This window comes from Agrobacterium tumefaciens (assembly GCF_031801495.1).
GTDB classification, from domain to species: Bacteria; Pseudomonadota; Alphaproteobacteria; order Rhizobiales; family Rhizobiaceae; genus Agrobacterium; species Agrobacterium tumefaciens_K.
Genome location: NZ_JAOEGC010000001.1, coordinates 1,415,607 through 1,433,968, shown reverse-complemented (window position 1 = coordinate 1,433,968; position 18,362 = coordinate 1,415,607). Strand labels below are relative to the sequence as shown.

General features: G+C 58.9%; 11 protein-coding genes and 2 tRNA genes. 2 read left to right on the top strand and 11 right to left on the bottom strand.

Annotation, left to right across the window (positions count from 1 at the left end):
* Nucleotides 1-51 precede the first annotated feature (51 nt).
* Nucleotides 52-1,341 (top strand): TadE/TadG family type IV pilus assembly protein, encoded by a 1,290-nt coding sequence (locus tag N7578_RS06675; RefSeq protein WP_311109495.1) that lies wholly within the window; start codon nucleotides 52-54, stop codon nucleotides 1,339-1,341.
* A 41-nt stretch (nucleotides 1,342-1,382) separates the two neighbouring features.
* Here N7578_RS06675 and pbpC read toward each other — a convergent pair whose 3' ends face one another.
* The 6 genes from pbpC to N7578_RS06645 all read right to left on the bottom strand — a co-directional run bounded on the left by pbpC (nucleotide 1,383) and on the right by N7578_RS06645 (nucleotide 11,503).
* Nucleotides 1,383-3,461: a penicillin-binding protein 1C gene (pbpC, locus tag N7578_RS06670; protein WP_311109494.1), complete on the bottom strand. Its 2,079-nt coding sequence runs from the start codon at nucleotides 3,459-3,461 to the stop codon at nucleotides 1,383-1,385.
* A complete protein-coding gene (locus N7578_RS06665) occupies nucleotides 3,458-8,905 on the bottom strand; it encodes an alpha-2-macroglobulin family protein (protein WP_311109493.1) in 5,448 nt (1,815 codons plus the stop codon). The genes pbpC and N7578_RS06665 overlap by 4 nt, the downstream gene beginning before the upstream one ends.
* A gap of 112 nt (nucleotides 8,906-9,017) precedes the next feature.
* On the bottom strand, nucleotides 9,018-9,206 hold the full coding sequence (locus tag N7578_RS06660) for a Trm112 family protein (protein ID WP_311109492.1): 189 nt from the start codon (nucleotides 9,204-9,206) through the stop codon (nucleotides 9,018-9,020).
* 18 nt (nucleotides 9,207-9,224) lie between these two features.
* Nucleotides 9,225-9,899, bottom strand: coding sequence for an LON peptidase substrate-binding domain-containing protein (locus tag N7578_RS06655; protein WP_311109491.1), 675 nt, complete (start codon nucleotides 9,897-9,899; stop codon nucleotides 9,225-9,227).
* Between the two features lie 70 nt (nucleotides 9,900-9,969).
* Complete coding sequence (gene trxA / locus N7578_RS06650) at nucleotides 9,970-10,938, bottom strand: thioredoxin (protein WP_311109490.1); 969 nt, start codon at nucleotides 10,936-10,938, stop codon at nucleotides 9,970-9,972.
* Nucleotides 10,939-10,993: 55 nt separating this feature from the next.
* Nucleotides 10,994-11,503: a prolyl-tRNA synthetase associated domain-containing protein gene (locus tag N7578_RS06645; protein WP_311109489.1), complete on the bottom strand. Its 510-nt coding sequence runs from the start codon at nucleotides 11,501-11,503 to the stop codon at nucleotides 10,994-10,996.
* A 256-nt stretch (nucleotides 11,504-11,759) separates the two neighbouring features.
* Here N7578_RS06645 and N7578_RS06640 point away from each other — a divergent pair.
* Nucleotides 11,760-11,834, top strand: a tRNA-Gly gene (locus N7578_RS06640).
* A 337-nt stretch (nucleotides 11,835-12,171) separates the two neighbouring features.
* On the opposite strand, the gene N7578_RS06635 is transcribed toward N7578_RS06640, so the two are convergent.
* The 5 genes from N7578_RS06635 to serA form a co-directional block, all read right to left on the bottom strand.
* A tRNA-Met gene (locus tag N7578_RS06635) sits at nucleotides 12,172-12,248 on the bottom strand.
* Between the two features lie 134 nt (nucleotides 12,249-12,382).
* Nucleotides 12,383-13,579 (bottom strand): tRNA 2-thiouridine(34) synthase MnmA, encoded by a 1,197-nt coding sequence (gene mnmA / locus N7578_RS06630; RefSeq protein WP_311109488.1) that lies wholly within the window; start codon nucleotides 13,577-13,579, stop codon nucleotides 12,383-12,385.
* A gap of 200 nt (nucleotides 13,580-13,779) precedes the next feature.
* On the bottom strand, nucleotides 13,780-14,967 hold the full coding sequence (locus N7578_RS06625; protein WP_311109487.1) for an OpgC domain-containing protein: 1,188 nt from the start codon (nucleotides 14,965-14,967) through the stop codon (nucleotides 13,780-13,782).
* Between the two features lie 458 nt (nucleotides 14,968-15,425).
* The gene (locus N7578_RS06620; RefSeq protein ID WP_311109486.1) at nucleotides 15,426-16,508 is read right to left on the bottom strand and encodes a Tim44 domain-containing protein; all 1,083 of its coding nucleotides are present in this window, start codon (nucleotides 16,506-16,508) and stop codon (nucleotides 15,426-15,428) included.
* Between the two features lie 217 nt (nucleotides 16,509-16,725).
* Complete coding sequence (serA, locus tag N7578_RS06615) at nucleotides 16,726-18,321, bottom strand: phosphoglycerate dehydrogenase (RefSeq protein ID WP_311109485.1); 1,596 nt, start codon at nucleotides 18,319-18,321, stop codon at nucleotides 16,726-16,728.
* Nucleotides 18,322-18,362: the final 41 nt, after the last annotated feature.

The window sequence follows — 18,362 nt, the reverse complement described above, 5'->3', positions numbered from 1 at the left end:
ATCAAATTTTTACCCCTATTTTCCAGCCCGGGTAAAGATTTGGGGGAAAATGTGCGGAGCATCTGGCGCGATAGATCCGGTAATTTCGGAATTCTTTCTGCCATCCTGATCGTGCCGGTTTTTGGTGCGGCAGGCGTGGCTCTCGATATTGCTGACGGAATGTCGGTGAGGTCGGAAATCCAGCAGGCAGCCGATTCAGCGGTGCTGGCGGCAGTGGCCGATCTTTCCGCGAGCGTTCAGGCCGCCAAGAAGATGGGAGGGGATGGCACGATCAGCATTGGGGAGGCGGAAGCCCGCACCTTCTTTGAGGCCAATATCGCCCAATCTCCAACGTACCAGCTGAAGTCAGTCGACATCTCCGTCGTGAAGAAAGGTAATGTCGTGGAATCGACGCTTAGCTTCACCGCGACGGTCAACACGACACTCTCGAAAGTTCTCGGCAAGGATATTCTGACGGTGGGCGGAAAAGCCTCCGCCAGATACGAAACCGAGACATTCAGCGATTTCTATCTGCTGCTCGACAACACGCCGTCCATGGGTGTCGGCGCGACGCCGGCCGATGTTGCGAAACTCGTCGCCAATACCAGCGACAAGTGCGCCTTCGCGTGCCACATCGTCAAGAACGGTGTCGAGGAAAAGAACAGCTACTACAACAAGGCAAAAGCGCTTGGTGTCACGACGCGCATCAACGTTGTGGCGAAAGCAACTGCCTCCTTGATGGACACCGCGACCTCGACGCGGAAAACCAGCAACCAGTACCGCATGGCGGTTTACACCTTTGGCCAGAAAGCCGAAGACACCAAACTGCTCGAGGTCGTGTCCCTGACATCTGACCTCAACTCGGCGAAAAAGAGAGCCGCCGAAATCGATCTCATGTCGATCCCCGAGCAGGGATACAATAACGACCAGCAAACTGATTTCGACCGCGCCCTGACCCAGATTTCCGACAAGATCGGCAAGTCCGGCAACGGGGCGAGCTCAGCAAATCCGGACAAGGTGATCTTCTTTGTTTCAGATGGCGTCGGTGACAGCTACAAGCCATCAACCTGCACGAAAAAGACGACCGGCGGTCGCTGTCAGGAGCCGATTGACGTGAAGCTCTGCACGACGTTGAAGCAAAAAGGCTTCCGCATCGCAGTGCTTTACACCACCTATCTGCCGTTGCCGACAAACAGCTGGTACAATACGTGGATCAAGCCGTTTCAGGGCGAAATCAGCACCCGCATGCAGGAATGTGCATCGCCGGGCCTGTTTTTCGAGGTCAGCCCCACCGAAGGCATCAGCGAGGCGATGTCGGCGCTATTCCAACGCGTCATCACCTCGCCACGGCTCACCGGCTGAAATGCTTCTGAGCTGCGCTCCATACATGCCGCATGGACCATTCACTCGACAAAGACCTGCACGCTCGAGGCGCGGCCGTCCGCGTCGATCACCGTCAGCGTTGAGAACCCCTGACCTTCCGGGTGCCATTCGCTGCTGCGGCGATGCGAGGCTTCCGGTAGCGGCCTGCCATTCGCAAGCCAGCGGAACGGGGCACGCCCGCCCTGCAATTTGAGCACGAGCGGTGAAATACCCGACTGGCTGGATAGCTCCACGCGTGCGCCTTCCGGCGGATAGACGATGCGCGGAGCCGTCTCGCGTCGGGAGGCAGACAGGAGGCCACTTGCCATCATGGCGAAACGACGCTGGCTGGCGGGAAGATCGCTCTGCGCAATGCGCGCAACGCCGGAAGGGGCAGCGGGCATCGGTGTGATCGCCACACCGGATTTTTCGAATGCATCGAACAGGATCGGCGCAGCTGTTGCATAACCGGCAATGCCGGGAACCGCGCCATTGTCCGCTCGCCCTACCCATACGCCGATGACATGCCGGCCATCGTAGCCCACCGACCACGCATCGCGGTAACCGTAGCTTGTGCCTGTCTTGTAAGCGATGCTGCGCTGCTTCATGCCAAGCGGCGGCAACACGCCCGAGAGAATATCGGACACATTCCAGAGGGCTGCATTTGAAAACAGCGGATCGCTTTCCATGACTTCCGGTCCAACGCGTACCCCATCGCCCAGCCGTACCGGATTGCCGCGATTGGCGAGAGCGGCGTAAAGCTGGGTGAGATCAACTAGCGAAATGCCAGCACCGCCAAGCGCGATGGCCAGCCCCGGCGCTTCATTGGGCGGCAGAACCAGCTTCACATCCGCACGGCGCAGCCGCACCATCAGTGCAGACGGGCTGACGGCCTCCAGCAGCTTTACAGCGGGAACATTGAGCGAAAGCTGCAACGCCTGCCGGATGCTGACATCGCCTTGATAATGCATGTCGAAATTGCGTGGGCGATAACCGGAAAAATCCGCCGGACGATCCTCGATGATGGTTTCCTGCGCGACCAGCCCGTTTTCGAAGGCAAGACCATAAATGAAGGGTTTCAACGTCGAGCCGGGAGAACGGACGGCACGGCTCATTTCCACAAATCCGCGCCGCGCCGTATCGAGATAATCGGACGCTCCGACCTCTCCGACAATCTCGCCGGTCAAGCTATCCGCCATCACGATGGCAACGGAGACGTTGCTGCCGAGTTTTTCCGCCGCATGACGTGCAATGTTTTCCAGTTCCCTTTGCACCGGCAATTGCAGCGTGGAGCGCACCTCGCCGCTGCTGGCGAACTTCACCCGCGCAACTGCGGCCATATGCGGCGCGTATGTCGGGAGTTCCTGTCGTGCAGAAGGCACAGGGGAAAGGGCAGCACGCTCCGCCTCTCCGTCACCCACCACGCGGGCAACCGCAAGGCGCAGCAAAACCCGTTCCCGCGCCTGTTTCGCCGCTGCTGGAAAACGGTCCGGCCTGCGTTTTTCCGGCAATTGCGGCAGCGCGACCAGAAGGGCCGCCTCCGCCGTATCCAGCCGCTTCGGCTCCTTGCCGAACCAGGCAAGGCTTGCGGCACGAATACCTTCGAGATTGCCGCCGTAAGGTGCGATGTTCAGATAAAGATCGAGAATTTCCGCCTTGGTCAGACGCCTTTCGATCTGGAGCGCCCGCGCAAGCTGCAGAAACTTTGCCGAGAAGGACCGGTCGGCACGCGGTTCGATCAGCCGCGCCACCTGCATCGAAAGCGTCGATGCGCCGGAAACGATCCGGCCATTGGTGACAAGCTGCGCCGCCGCACGCAGCAGCGCCCATGGATCGACGCCGTGGTGATCGTAAAAACGGCGGTCTTCATAAGCGACCAGCATGCGGATGAACTGCGGATCGACCTCGGAGGCCGTCGTCCTCAGCCGCCAGCGGCCTTCCGGTGTTGCGAAGGCGCGCAACAGCCTGCCTTCACGATCCAGAACCTCGAAAGAGCGTTGTCCAGCCGCCTCAAGCGGCGGCGGATAGGCTTGGTCCAGCGCATCGAGGCCGACAGCCGCGCCGCCCAAAAGCAACGCGACAGTTGCGATGCCGCCGATAATCGCCTTTGTCCGCCTCATGGTGTTGCCGAACGCACCTCCATGCGGCCCGTTGCCGTACGGGCGGCGAATTGCGGGCGGTACATGTCCTCAACCGTTGCCGCCGGGTGATCGTAGACACCGGGGGTGACTGCCCGCACCACATAGGCCAGCGTAATCTCGGAGCTATCACCCGCCGTGCGATCAAAGGCCGCCACGAAACGGTCGTAACGGAATTCCGTATGCGCAGCCTCAGTTTCCGGCAGCCAGTCGAAATTGGCAAGCGCCGCCGAATTGACGAGGCTGGGATTGTCGATCTCGAAACCCGAGGGCAGAAGATCCGTGACCAGCAGGCGAGCCTGCCAGTCGTTCTGCGGAACGACGTTCAGCACCACGACATAACGTTCGTTCTGCGCCACGTCGCTCGGGTTTACCTCCTCGCCATCCATCGAATAATAAGTGCGGGTGATGGCAAAACCATCTCCGCCGGCCGCCAGAGGCTGGGCAGGCGGCGCAACCGTGGTCACGACGGCCGTCACCGGATCGGCGGACGCATTGGCGATTTTCAGCGGCGTGCCGAGCAACTCGTCGCCGGTCATCCGCTTGCCGTAACCGCCGGTCTGCAACTCGCCGTTCACGTCAATGCGGATTTCCTTGTCCTCACCCTTCACGGCGCGGGCGGCAAGCAGCATCCATGCCTGCTCCTGCGTGCTGGTATAGGGCTTCTTTTCCCACTCCTTCGACACGGCACCGGCAAGCTGCGGCACAACGGCTGGAACGGGGCGGCTTTCGGCGGCAAGCGCCAGCGAAGCTGCGCCATCGCGTAGAGGAGAGCCATAATCCGCCCGCGCGAAGCTGACATTGGTGGCGCGGCTTGCCATGTCGAGCGACGCGCCGAAAATGCTCTTGGATCGGGCCGCATCGCCGTAAAGCGAAAGCGCCGCCGCAATCTGCGCCTTGGCAAGCGGCGTCGGGAAATCCGCGAGCGCCGTATCGGCATAATAGCGCAGATCGTTGATCGCCGCCTTGCGGTTGCGCGCCAGCACGTAAAGCGAGTAGGCGATCTCGTTGCCGCGATCCTTGACGTTGCTGTCATAGGAGAGGCCGTTCTGCAGGTTGCTCAATGCCTGGACCATGGCCTGCTCCGGCACATCGTAACCCTGCTCCCGGGCACGCGTCAGAAAGTCGCTCACGTAAGCGTCCAGCCACAGATCGCCATAACCTGGCGACCACAGGCCGAAACTGCCGGAACTGGACTGGAAGGACAGCACCCGGTAGATCGCCTCCTGCACGCGATTGCGCGTATCGGGGTCTTCGGCAATGCCACTCTCTTTGCTGAGTTCGGAAAGATAAAGCAGTGGAAGCGCACGGCTGGTCGTCTGTTCGGCGCAGCCATAGGGATATTTGTCCAGCATCATCACCAGCGCCGGAATATCGAAGGCTGGCGAGCGCGTGACATTGACCGCAACGGATGCGCCAAGCAGCATGCTGTCTGCCAGGAGATCACCGTTGATCGTCAGGCTGCTGTTGGGAGCAATCCTGATTTCACGCCGCGTGGTAACCGGCAGCACCGCAGGCCGCACGGGAATATTCAGCGCCTGCTCCAGCGAGACGCCACTGCTGTTCGACACCTTTATGGTGATGGCGCCGTTACCCGGCAATTCGCCCGTCAGCGGGACGGTGAGCGACGTCCTTCCACCTTTATCGAGTGCCAGAACCTGCGAAACCTCCCCTTGATCGACGGTGAGCGCCGTGTTGCTGTTGATATCCAGCCGGTAATCGCCCGCCTCGCCATCGGTATTGGCGATATCGAGCCTCAGCTGCGACTGGTCGCCGGGAGCCAGAAACTTAGGCGCGCTGGCCGTGACAACCACAGGATCGCGAATGACGACATCGGACGTCGCATGCCCCACACCTTGCTTCGTCCATGCCACGGCCATGATGCGGGCCGTGCCATTGAACTGCGGAATATCGAAGCTGACCGACGCCTTGCCATCCGCATCAACTTCGACCGGACCGGCGAAGAATGCCACCAGCTTTTCTGTGGGCGGGCTGCCCTGCAACGCAACCTGCCCGGCATCGCCACCGGTGCGCAAGCGCCCGGTGGTTCCCAGCGAACCGTCGATCAGGCGCCCATATAGATCGCGGATTTCCAGCCCCAGACGGCGCTGACCGAAATACCAGTCATCCGGCTTCGGCGGTTCGTAGCGAGTGAGGTTCAATATGCCGACATCGACAGCGGCGACGGTGATGTATGCCTTTTCCCCGACGCCCGCGCCTGAAACCGTAACCGGAATCTCAAGCGGCTGCCGCGGCAGCGTCTGTTTGGCCGCCCCCAGAGACACGTTCAACTTGCGCTCCGCGGGATCGACGCCAAGCCACTTGATGCCGATGGCGCGCATCGGCATGCGGCTTTCCTGCGCATCGCCCGGACGGAACAAGGTCGCCGTCACGTAAGCGCCCGCGCCCCATTCCTCGGTTACGGGTAGTTCGATCTCGCCGCCATTTTCACCAATCGACACGTTCTGCACGGCTATGAGTTTTTCGGAACCGGCCGTCACCATCACCTCGCCCGCGAAACGGGGTGAGACGCGGAGTTTTGCCGTATCGCCGATCTTGTAGTGTTCCTTGTCGAGCGCGATTTCCAGTGCGTCCGGCGTTTCTGTAGAGCTGGCCTCGACGTAGAAACCGGCATCGAATTCCACGCTGGAAACAGGTGCGGCATTGCCAGCACCTTCCACTTCCAGCCTGTAGCGCCCCCAGGTCACCGGCACCGAGATTTCACCGCCATTGGCATCGATGGAAACCGTTCCGGCTTCCATCTGTCTGGTGAACTCCACGGGCTCATAGCGCCAGGAATTGCCCTGCCGATACCACTGATAGTTCCTCTCGACCTTGATGAGCTTCCAGTTCAGTCCGTTCATCGCCTGTTTCGCTCCATCAGCGGAAACACCGATCACATGGAAACGGCCGATGGAATTCTGGGCTAGATCGCCGGAGAACTGCGGCTTGATGCCGATCATCGGGCCTTCCGCCTTGATCGGCAGCGTCTGCGAACGCTCAACCGCACGACCACCGGCCTCCCGCATACGCACGGTGATGTTGGCGGACAACATCTGCGTGGTCGATGGCAGGTCGGTCAGATTGACGTTGAAGCTCGCCTTGCCCTCTTCATCCAGCACCGGCAGATCGGAGAGCGAAACGCGGTTTTCCTCTTCGGTTTCCTCATCAGCAAGCCCGAAGAAATAGCCTTCGAACGCCGCGTTGCTACGCGTCGGCTTGATGCCGACCTCGCCATCCAGTGTCAGACCGGCGGCGGGCGCACCGTAAAGATAACGGCCGTCCACATCGATAACGGCATCTTCGGCGGGTGCGATTTCCTTGGCCTTGCTGGAAAGATCGAACTCCGTGCGGTCTGGTACGAAATCATCGACAAGGAAACTCTTTTCGCTGATAGCAGCGGTCTTCGGGTCGGTATGGATGCGCAGCGTCCAGGTGCCGCGCATGGCGTTCTCCTGTAACGGCAGATCGACAGCATAACCGCCGAGCGTCTTTCCGTCGCTGACAAAACGCCGGTCCTCCACGCCATCAGGACGCGAAAAGATGAAGGTGAGCGGCAGATCCTCGATTGCCTTGCCGTCGACGTCCCGCGCCAGGGCTGCGGAATGTACAGTTTCCCCGGCACGGTAGATGCCCCGCTCCGTCCACGAGAAGACATCAATCGCGCCGGGAGCAGCGCGTCCGGTCACACCTCTATCTGAGAGGTCGAAACCAGCGCGTGTCATGTCGAGGAAGACGTAATCCTCGTCGCCGTTGCGCGCTGTCAGGATCGCCGGCGCCTGCGCCGCCGAACCGCGCATCAAACCAGCAGAAAACGTCGCCCTGCCCTCGGCATCGGTTTTCGCCGTGCCGAGCACTTCATTATTCTTGGCCAGCAATTGCAGGTCGACATCCGCCAGAGGTTTTGCGGTGCCGAGCGAACGCACGAATACGTTCAGGCCATCCGTACCGGCATAGGTCGTGATGCCGGTATCGGAAACGAGAAACCATTGCGTGGCGCGCGAATCCCAGTCTTCCGGTTGCGTGCCGGGAGGCACCGCGGTCAGCACATAAATCCCGGCCTTGCGTTCGGGAAGCGCCTCGTCCACGGGGAAACTTGTGATGACTTCCTTGTTTAGATCAGACTGTATGTCGATCGAGCCCTGCCAGACAAGTTCACCGATCTCGTTTTCGATGCGACCGGCGTTGTAGCCGTCCATCTGTGTCAGGAACTGTGAATTCGCGAGCAGTGCTGTGATGTTGCGATCACCGATTCGATAAAGCTTCAGGTCTGCCTTGTCGGCGTTGACTGAGACGATGGGAATGCCGCGACGCGCCGTACCCGGCAGCACGAAATTTTCGCCGGTGAAACGCACGCTTGCAGCACGGTCACGCACATAGATGTCCAGATCGACCTGTTTTTCGAGCGGCTCCTCGACGGAAGACGGAAGACCTGCACGAAATGCGATCTTGTAGCGCTGGCCGTGCGTCAGACCTTCCACGCAGATTTCGCTTCCCTTGGCCTCGATTGCCTTGGGGGCCGCGCCATCCAGCGTGACGAAAGACGAATAGTCGATGCCGTTCTTGACGAGCGGCTCGGAAAACTGGACGCAGGCACGCGGGCTCGCACTGTCGGTATCCACAGTATTGCCGATAACGCGAAAACCCTGACGGCTGCGCAGCTCCGCATAGGCAGCCTTCGTTTCGGGCGCATCGACAAGCGCAAGGCTCGCCTTGTAGGCATTCAGCGCAGCGCGATAATTCTGGGTCTTGTCGAAGGCTTGCGCCAGCCGATTGAGAGCCTCAGTGCGGGCGCTGACCGTGCGGCTTAACTGATAGGCGTTGATTGCCGCTGAAGCGGCCTGTCCGGTTATAGCGTAATTGTCCGTGGCTTGCGCGGCGGCACCCGACAATTCCGCCCACAGCGCGCCGTCATCGGGCGAGATGGCGAGAGCCGCCTTGTAGGTTTCGACCGCATCTGGAATGCTACCGGACGCCACCTGCTGTCTCGCGGTTGCAAGCAGGATTTCAAGCCCCTGCCCATCACTCGCTTCAAGCCCGGATTTCAGCTTGCGTGCTTCCTGCTGCAGACTGTCGGACACAAAAGACAGCCGCTGCGGCGCTCCGATATCCGGTTCGGCAACGGTTTCGACAATCTTGCCTGCAACGGCGCCGGGGAAGGCGTTCAGCTGATTGAAATCCGACTTCAGGAAGCACCATTTCACCTTGGGATTGTAGGTGAAAGCCTTGCAGGAGGCGTCACCGACGCAGATCTCGCCGCATTGTTCAAGGGAAACGTTCTGCTCGGTCCGCAGATCGAAACCAAAGTAATCGCCATTTTTGGTTGTCACGATTTTCCGCGATGGCTCCGCCGCCGCGGCCGGAAGAAAGGTGGAAACGGTTGCCAGAACAACAACGGAAGCCCGGACGAAAGCGCGCAGCGACATCAGTTTTCTCCCCGTAACAGATGCTGGCGGACTCTGGCCAAATCCACGCACAGTTGTCAACGCATCATCGCTGATTTGCGACACCAGGGTGCATAAAGCAGTAAACGGGAGATCAGTCTTCTATCTTGCGCGCTTCCGAAATCAGCATGATCGGCACACCATCACGGATAGGATAGGCAAGCCGAGCGCTTTCCGAAACGAGTTCATTGCGGGAACGGTCATAGGACAGGCTGCCCTTGGTCAAAGGGCAGACCAGAAGCTCCAGCAGCTTGGGATCGACATTGCTCATCCTGTCGTCCATTGAGTTTTGACCCCGTGCCTATTGCAGAATATTGCCGCTCTCGCCCAAGCCTTGGGCGAGAAGGATTTCAGTGATCGCGATCAGCGTTTCGGCGCGCGTCTTCAGGTCGGGTGCTTCAAGAAGCGCCTGTTTTTCGGCAGGGCCGAAGGGAGACATCATGGACAGGGAATTGACCAGAACACGGTTGCCTGCCCGCTCCACACTCTCCCAGTCCGCCTCAAGCTGGTTGGCATCGAGGAAAGCGCGGAAGACGCGCAACAGATTTCCCCGGTCCACCGCGTCTTCATCATAATCGCCCGTGAGATCGGCGATAAAAGGTGCGTGCTGAAAGCTGCGGTAGGGTTTTCCCGCCGCGTCCACTTCCTTCAGCAAGCGAAAACGGCAAACGCCTGTCAGCGAAATAAGATAACGGCCGTCGCCGGTTTCAGAGAAGGATGTTATGCGACCGAGACAACCTACAGGGCTGAGAGCGCCTCCCTCGGTTCCGGTGTCGATGGCATGGAGCGCTGGCTGAACCATGCCGATCAGGCGATCACTCGCCAGTGCCCTGTCGATCATCGCGAGATATCGCGGCTCGAAGATGTTCAGGGGCAGATGCCCTTCCGGCAAAAGCAGCGCACCCGGCAAGGGAAAGACCGGAACCGTTCCCGGCAGGTCAGCGCTCTTCACGTATCTTGCATTTCCGACATGCATGGGACTGATCCCTCTAGTCTTCGGAAAACGGGCCGTTTCTCCATGCGATGCCGGCCCGTAGGTTCCCGCATTACGAAAACAGGATCGCCGAAAGCTTCCTGCGTCCGGCAACAGTCGCCGGATCCTTGAAACCCCAGGCTTCGAAAAACTCGAGAAGCTGGCGACGCGCGCCATCCTCATCAAATTCGCGGTCTTTGCGCATGATGTAGAGCAGATGGTCGGCTGCCTCGTCACGCTTGCCTTGAACGTTCAGAACCTTCGCAAGTTTCATTCTTGATTCGTAATCATCCGGATTGATTGCCAGATCCTTTTCCAGTGCGGCGGTGTCGCCCAGCTTGCGAGCTTCTTCGTATTGCGCGATCTTCTTCGCGACGAGCTGGATGCCTGCATCCTCGGAAAGTTCCGGAGGCAGGGACGACACGAGCTCGCCCGCCCGCTGATACTCGCCAACGGCAATCATGCATTCCGCAATACCGGCAATCGCCGCCGCATTTTCCGGATCAGCCTGCATGACAGCGCCAAAAATCTGCGCCGCGCCTTCATGGTCGCCATCCGCCAGAAGCTGCTTTGCTTCGGTCAGGGCCGCCTCGATCTGCACCTTCGGGTCGCCAGCGTCAGGACCGGCAATCTTGTCGATGAACTGCCTGATCTGGCTCTCTGGCACCGCGCCCATGAAGCCATCGACCGGGCGACCGTCTGCAAACGCGACGATGGCGGGAATGGACTGAATGCCAAGCTGGCCGGGAATGGCGGGATGGTCGTCGATGTTCAGCTTCACCAGCTTCACACGACCATTCGCATCATTGATGACCTTTTCGAGAACCGGAGTGAGCTGCTTGCAAGGGCCGCACCACGGCGCCCAGAAATCCACGAGCACCGGTTGATGACGCGATTCCTCAAGCACATCCTTAGAAAAGGCGACAGTCGTCGTATCCTTGATGTTGCCGGAAGCGGCGCCGTTAAGCTCTCCCCCGTACTGCGCGGTCGCAGACATCTGCCCGCCGTAGGAACTGCCGTAAGGGTTGTTCGTGCCGCTCATGCCGGTCTCCAATGGTACCTGTCGTTTACGTCGCTATTGACGCAAAGATCGTATCTCACTCGCTCACTTTCAAGACAAGCGGCGCGTGTCCGGTCGCTTCCAGAAAACGAATTAAATCCTGCCTGCCGATGGTTGTCGTCGCGTCGTTGGACAGCGGGTGACCATTGATAAGCTCATGCTCCATAAGAGCGCTGTCCAGGACAAAAGTCACGTCATTGTTGAGATCGTTGATCGCCCCGAACACAGTGACGGAACCCGGTACGACGCCCAGATATTCCAGCATCTTCTCAGGTTTACCGAATGAAACGCGGCTCGCCGCACCTATGACCTTATGGACGCTCTTCAGATCGACGGTAGCATTTTCCTCAACCGTCAGAACGAAGTACCTGTCCTTCTTGTCCTTGACGAAGAGGTTCTTCGTATGACCGCCGGGGATGAGATCGCGCAGGGACTGGGATTCCGCGACGGTAAAAACCGGCTCGTGCTGTTTGGTGCTGTGCGCGATGCCCAACTTGTCCAGAAGCCCGAAAAGATCATCCGCCGTCTTGCTGGAATTTTCCGCCATATCCTGCTCCTGCCATCCTCGTTTCGCTTGACGTTACCTTCCTGAATAAGCACGCCCACAGAGGTTGGCAACGGCAGAAACTTCGCAACAACGAAAAAATCCAACCATTTCCGCTACTTGTCGTATTTCTAGCGGTTTTGTTCGTATTTTTGTCATTTCCCTGTTGCATTCCAAAATCGATTGAGCGATATAGCGCCCGTCGCCGCAAGACAGCGACCCACGGTTCAGCTCACTACCCCGGACCGATGGCTTATGAGCGGGTGTAGCTCAGGGGTAGAGCACAACCTTGCCAAGGTTGGGGTCGAGGGTTCAAATCCCTTCGCCCGCTCCAAATTTCCAACAAGACAAAAATAACAGTTTTCATTGTGCCAATCAGTACCGCTTTGCGTGGCTGTAGCCATTTGTTGTTGCTGCGAAGTATCGAACGCCTGAAAGGGCGATAAAACCGCAGCCCTCACCCCATCACTAGCAGCATCGTGCTCGCCATGATCTTGCCATAATTACTTTCGTGTGCTTACTTGCCCGCGCCCTTGTGGGAGGGGCAGAGGTTGAGACCCGTCGGCTGCGAAAAGCGGCAGGCGGGTTTCCCTTTTTTAGGGGCACTGTAAAAACTCATGCGAATATCACCCTTGAAAGGGCGTTAAAATCATCGATACTTAGGAAGAAAATGGTAGCGGGAGAGGGACTTGAACCCCCGACACGCGGATTATGATTCCGCTGCTCTAACCACCTGAGCTACCCCGCCACGGAGTGAAATGACAGTCAAGTGACTGGCGTTTCATCAGGATGAGCGGCTTATAAGGTGCCGCTCCCCAAAGTGTCAAGCACAAGATACGCAAAAAGTTCGCTTTCTGCACAGGAGCAAAAAAGCGAACGGTTTCAGGCCGCAACCTGATTTTCAAGAAGCGCCTTGAGAGAAGCCTCCGCATCCGCGGAGCGCTCGGAACGTTCGATGAAACCGCCACCGTAGACGCGCGCATCGGCACCCGGCGCCGAATACAGCACACAGGCCTGACCAGGCGCGACACCCGCCTCACCCGTCATGAGATCCACATAGATGCCCTTCTCATCGGCGTACAGCACGGCTTCGGTCGGCGGACGCGTGGAGCGGACCTTGGCGAAACAGGAGAACCCTTCGCGTGCGTCGATATCGAGCGCGCTATCGCCCAGCCAGTTCATATCACGCAGATAAACACGATGCGTTTCCAGCGCCTCACGCGGGCCCACGATGACCCGTTTCCCCCGCGCATCGAGATGCACGACGTAAAGCGGCTCGCCCGTGGCCACGCCTATACCGCGGCGCTGGCCGATCGTATAATGCACGATACCCTCGTGACGACCGAGAACACGCCCGTCCAGATGAACGATATCGCCAGCCAGTGCCGCATTCGGCTTCAGCTTGTTGATGATATCCGTATATTTGCCCTGCGGCACAAAACAGATATCCTGGCTGTCGGCCTTCTTGGCAACCACCAGCCCCATATCTTCGGCCAACTCACGCGTTTCGGCCTTGGAAAGGCCTCCCAGCGGAAAGCGCAGATAATCGATCTGCTCCTGCGTGGTTGCAAAGAGGAACCAACTCTGGTCGCGATCGCTGTCGATGGGGCGATAAAGCGCGCGTCGGTTCGGGTGGCCGTCGACAGGATTGCGGCGTGAGCGGATATAGTGACCCGTGGCAAGCGCATCCGCGCCCAATTCCCGCGCGGTGGCCAGCAAGTCGGCGAACTTGACCGTCTGGTTGCACGCGACGCAGGGTATCGGTGTCTCACCCATCGCATAGGCTTCGGCAAAAGGATTGATGACCGTCTCGCGGAAACGCGCTTCGTAATCCAGCACGTAATGCGGAATGCCCAGCGTTTCGCAGACGCGACGCGCATCGTCTATATCCTGCCCCGCGCAACAGGAGCCGGCGCGATGCACGGCAGCCCCGTGATCGTAAAGCTGAAGCGTGATGCCGAGGACGTCATAGCCCTCGCGCTTGAGGATACCGGCAACCACGGAGGAATCCACGCCACCGGACATGGCGACGACAATCCGGGTTTCTTCCGGCTTCTTGTCAAAATCGAGCGTATTCAAGTTTTTTCCAATCGTCAGTCATACCGGGGGTCAAGGCCCCGCCGCCTGTCGTTCATCCGGCACGATATGGTTTTACGAGGGATGCAACCATCCCCATTCAGCCGGATTTTCAGCGCTGCATATAGAAAGAATTGCTTTCACGCGCAAGTACAGGGCGGCAAAGCCGCCCTGCGCCAAAAGAATATCAGGACATTCAGGCTTTAAGCGCCCGCGGTTTTTTGGCCGTCGCCGATCCACTTGTCCCGCTCGCGCCACAGCGCCGGCAAGGCAAGCAGGGCAATACCGGCAAGTGCTATCAGCGTCTTTTCGAGCTGGTCCAGTTCCGCCGTACGGCCATCGACGTAGTAGATGCCGTAAACGATTGCCACATGCCACACATAGACCTGCAGGGAATGGCGGCCAAGCAGCTGCAGGAATTTCAGCGACAGCACCCATATCACGCCATTGGCAATGGAGCGCACCAGCGGATGATGATGATGCGGACCGGCAATGATCGCCCAGGTCAGACCCACGCCGACCGCGAGGAAGTTGATCAGGTAAACCGGACCAAAGTCAGCGCGGATTTCCATGGAGGAAAACTTGCCGAGCATGAACTCCGGCATCAGGCTCCACGCCGTCGCGATGCGAAGCGGCATGAAAAACAGGCACACAAGAAGCGCCGCCTTCGGAATCCAGGAGTTCTCGGGCGAAAAGATCTTTTTCCACGGAATGCGGTTCTGCGCGGTCATCGCACCCATCACCAGCGCCGAGAAGAACACCAGCTGCCAGCCGAGCATATTGAAGCTGACACGGATGCCCTGCTCATCGGCACCCTTCACCAGTTCGTTGAGCGGTGCGGTGACAATCTGTTGAAGGCCAAGCTGTCCTGCCATCCACACCAGCAGCGAACCAGCCATGACATAGGCCCACTTGCCATCAAGGCACAGCTTCACCAGAACCGGCGCAAACATCATGTAGACGATATATTGCGGCAGGATATCCATGAAGGTTGGCTGGAACAGGAAGGTCGCGATGGCTGCGAGGCGCAACGGGTCGTCGAACGACGTCATACCAAGCCAGTTGTACCAGATATAAGGCGCGTGCGGAATGACCATGCGGAAGAAGAGAACGGCAATGACGAGGCCCATCGCATAACGATAGAGTTCCAATGCCCGGTTCCAGATGGCCTGCTTTCCGGCATCATAACCGTATTTCATCATCTTGCGGGCGTAGACCATGCCGATCAGCAGACCGGACAGGAACACGAAGCCCTGCGCATCTTCCACGAAGGCAAATTGCCGGTGATTGATTTCCACCAGCCAGAAACCACCCGCGAAGACGAGGTGGTTGATAAGCATGAAGACGAGAAAATAACCGCGCATCCCGTCGATCAGGTCAAAGCGTTTCATGTCGATAGCTCTCCATTCTCGCGGGCCGTGCATTGCCCGGCCACTCCTTCTTCCCCGGAACCGGGGCTGGATTGTCAACGCGGATTCCCGGCTGGGGTTCCCATTTAAAAGCGGTTTGAAGCCGGAGCAGACGCTCACATTGACGTGTGTTTTTCCTGATTAGGACCGGGGGACTGAATGCCGGATGAATGAAAAATGACGATTTCGTGGTTCCCGTGCGCGTGGCGGCGACACCTCTGCGGCAGAAACGTCTCAAAACCCTTATACACCCGGCGAAGTCGCCCGCCCGGGTTCCACTCTTCCACGTCGCTCATCGCAATCACATTTTTACGCGAAATTCGTGCGGGGCTTTTTGCGAAACAAAAAGGCCCGGAGGCTTTTCTCAGCCTCCGGGCCTTTTTTCAATTTTCGCGATCAAACGTTGCCGGACGTACTTTCCGGCACGCGTGCTGATTCCGTCAGGCAGCAGCCTGAATGGCGGCAACCTGCCAGTTTTCGTTGCCTGGGCGACGTACGAACGTCCACATTTCGACAGCTTCCGACGGGTTGTGTTCGTCGCCCTCGATCACCTTGCCCGTGGAGCGATCACGCATCACGTCGATGGCGGAGTAACGCATCGCAACCGTTGCAAAGTCCTGTCCCTCTTCATGCCAGGCTTCGGCAACGTCGCCCTGAAGGAGCGTAACGTCGCGAACATCGTTCTTGACGCCGCTGGTGGCGTTGTCGCTCAGTTCCTCTGCAAGGTAGGACATGGCTTCCGGCGTCGTCAGCTTGCGCAGCGTGCCGTAATCCTCGGCCGCATAAGCAGCCTGTACGTCTTCCAGCATTTTCTGAAAGGTTTCGAGATCGCCTTGGGTCACGCCGATTTCGTCGCCTTCCGACATGGCGTTTTCATGCGGCACCGGCTTTGGCGCAACGGGAGCAGAAGCAGCTGCCGCCGCTCCGGCACCAGCGAAACCGCCCGCCTTCGCGCCGATCTGCGGAATCTTGAAGGAAGAACCACCCTGCTGGCCGTTGTTGCCAGCCGAATAATCGTTGCGCGCGGAGTTATTGCCTGCACCGCCGAAGGCCGGCTGGCCCTGACGGCGCGACGCGAAGAAGCGCATGGCGAGCATGATCAGACCACCGATGAGAAGACCCTGCAGCAACATGCCGAAGAAACCGGCCATACCACCAAAGCCGCCACCCATGAGCATGCCGAAAAGGCCGCCCATCAGAAGACCACCCATGAGGCCACCCATCATCCCACCGAACAGACCACGATTCTGCTGCGGCTGCTGAGCGGCGTTAGGACGCGTGGACTGGGCTGCGCCCGGCTGTGTGCTCGGGTTGGTGTTCGGCGTCATGCTGCGGTTGATAGGCGCTGCCTGTCCGGGGGCTGTGCTCGTGGAAGGCGGCGCAGAATAGGTACGCGTACCGCGGCTGCCGAGACCACCGCTGGCGCGCCGCGCCTCGGCCATGTCGACCGCTACGAAAGAAACCGCAATCCCCAGCGCGGCGACCGCAAACAAACCCTTAAAGCGCCGAAAGGCAGCAAACATCGTCTTCTCCTGTTGGCCGCCCTCCCATGAGCGGCATGTTATGGAAGCCATATAGCAACTCAGGATCATCATTTTTAGTCGATGCCGATAAAATTTTTCGTGATATGCAACCCATGGATGAACGCCGCTTTCTACTCACCGCCCAAACGGCAAAACCCGGCACAGGGTTTCCCCTGCACCGGGCCTTATTGTCCCCTTGGGAGGAACGATAAAGGTATCAGTCGACGTTGAAGCTCAGCGGCTTAGCCTGGCGGATGGCCGGGTTGGCGCGCAGCTTGTCCAGAACATCTTCGGATACCGGACCGTCTACGTAGAGAAGAGCAATCGCGTCACCGGCTTCCTTCTCGCGACCGAGCTGGAAGTTTGCGATGTTGACACCGGCCTGACCGAGCGTTGTGCCGATGAAGCCGATCATGCCCGGAACGTCGGTGTTGGTGATGTAGATCATGTGCGATCCGACATCGGCGTCCATGTTGATGTTCTTGATCTGGATGAAGCGTGGCTTGCCATCCGAGAAGACCGTGCCGGCTACGGAACGAACCTGGTTCTCGGTTTTGACCGTCAGCTTGATATAGCCGTCATAGACGCCCGTCTTGTCACGCTTGACTTCGGAAAGGATGATACCCTTTTCCTTGATCATGATCGGCGCGGAAACCATGTTCACATCCGCAACCTGGCTGCGGATAAGGCCGGCGAGCAACGCACTCGTCAGAGCCTTGGTGTTCATGTTGGCGGTTGCGCCGTCATAAACGATCTCGATTTCCTTGGTCGCGCTTTCCTGCACCTGACCGACGAAGGAGCCGAGAACATCCGCCAGACGGATGAAGGGCTTCAGACGCGGTGCTTCTTCAGCGGTGATCGACGGCATGTTGATGGCGTTGGAAACGGCACCCTTGACCAGGTAGTCCGACATCTGCTCGGCGACCTGAAGGGCAACGTTTTCCTGTGCTTCCGTGGTCGACGCGCCGAGATGCGGCGTGCAGACGACGTTCGGCAGGCCGAAAAGCGGGCTTTCGGTTGCAGGCTCGACTTCGAACACGTCGAAAGCCGCACCGGCGACCTGACCGGACTTGATGGCTTCGGCAAGGGCTGCCTCATCCACAAGACCGCCACGGGCGCAGTTGATGATGCGAACGCCCTTCTTGGTCTTGGCAAGGTTTTCAGCGCCAAGAATACCACGGGTCTTGTCCGTCATAGGGACGTGCAGGGTAATGAAGTCTGCCTGTGCCAGCAGTTCGTCCAGCTCAACCTTGGTGACGCCCATTTCCTGAGCGCGTTCGGGCGACAGGAACGGATCGAAGGCGAGAACGTGCATCTTGAGGCCAAGGGCGCGGGAGCAGACGATGGAGCCAATGTTGCCAGCACCGATGACGCCGAGCGTCTTGCCGGTGATCTCAACACCCATGAACTTCGACTTTTCCCACTTGCCGGCCTGCGTGGAGGCGTCAGCGGCAGGCAGCTGGCGGGCAACGGCAAACATCAGCGCGATGGCATGTTCCGCCGTGGTGATGGAGTTGCCGAAAGGCGTGTTCATCACGATGATACCGCGGCGCGAAGCGGCCGGAATATCAACGTTGTCGACACCGATACCGGCGCGGCCGATGACCTTGAGGTTGGTCGCGGCTTCGATCAGCTTTTCGGTAGCCTTGGTGGCGGAACGGATGGCCAGACCATCGTAATTGCCGATGATTTCAGCAAGCTTGTCCTTATCCTTGCCGAGCTTCGGCTGGAAATCGACTTCAACGCCGCGATCACGAAAAATCTGAACGGCGGTTTCCGACAGTTCATCGGATACGAGTACGCGAGGTGCCATGGCATGGGCTCCTTGGATGAGACGATGGAAATGTGAAAATG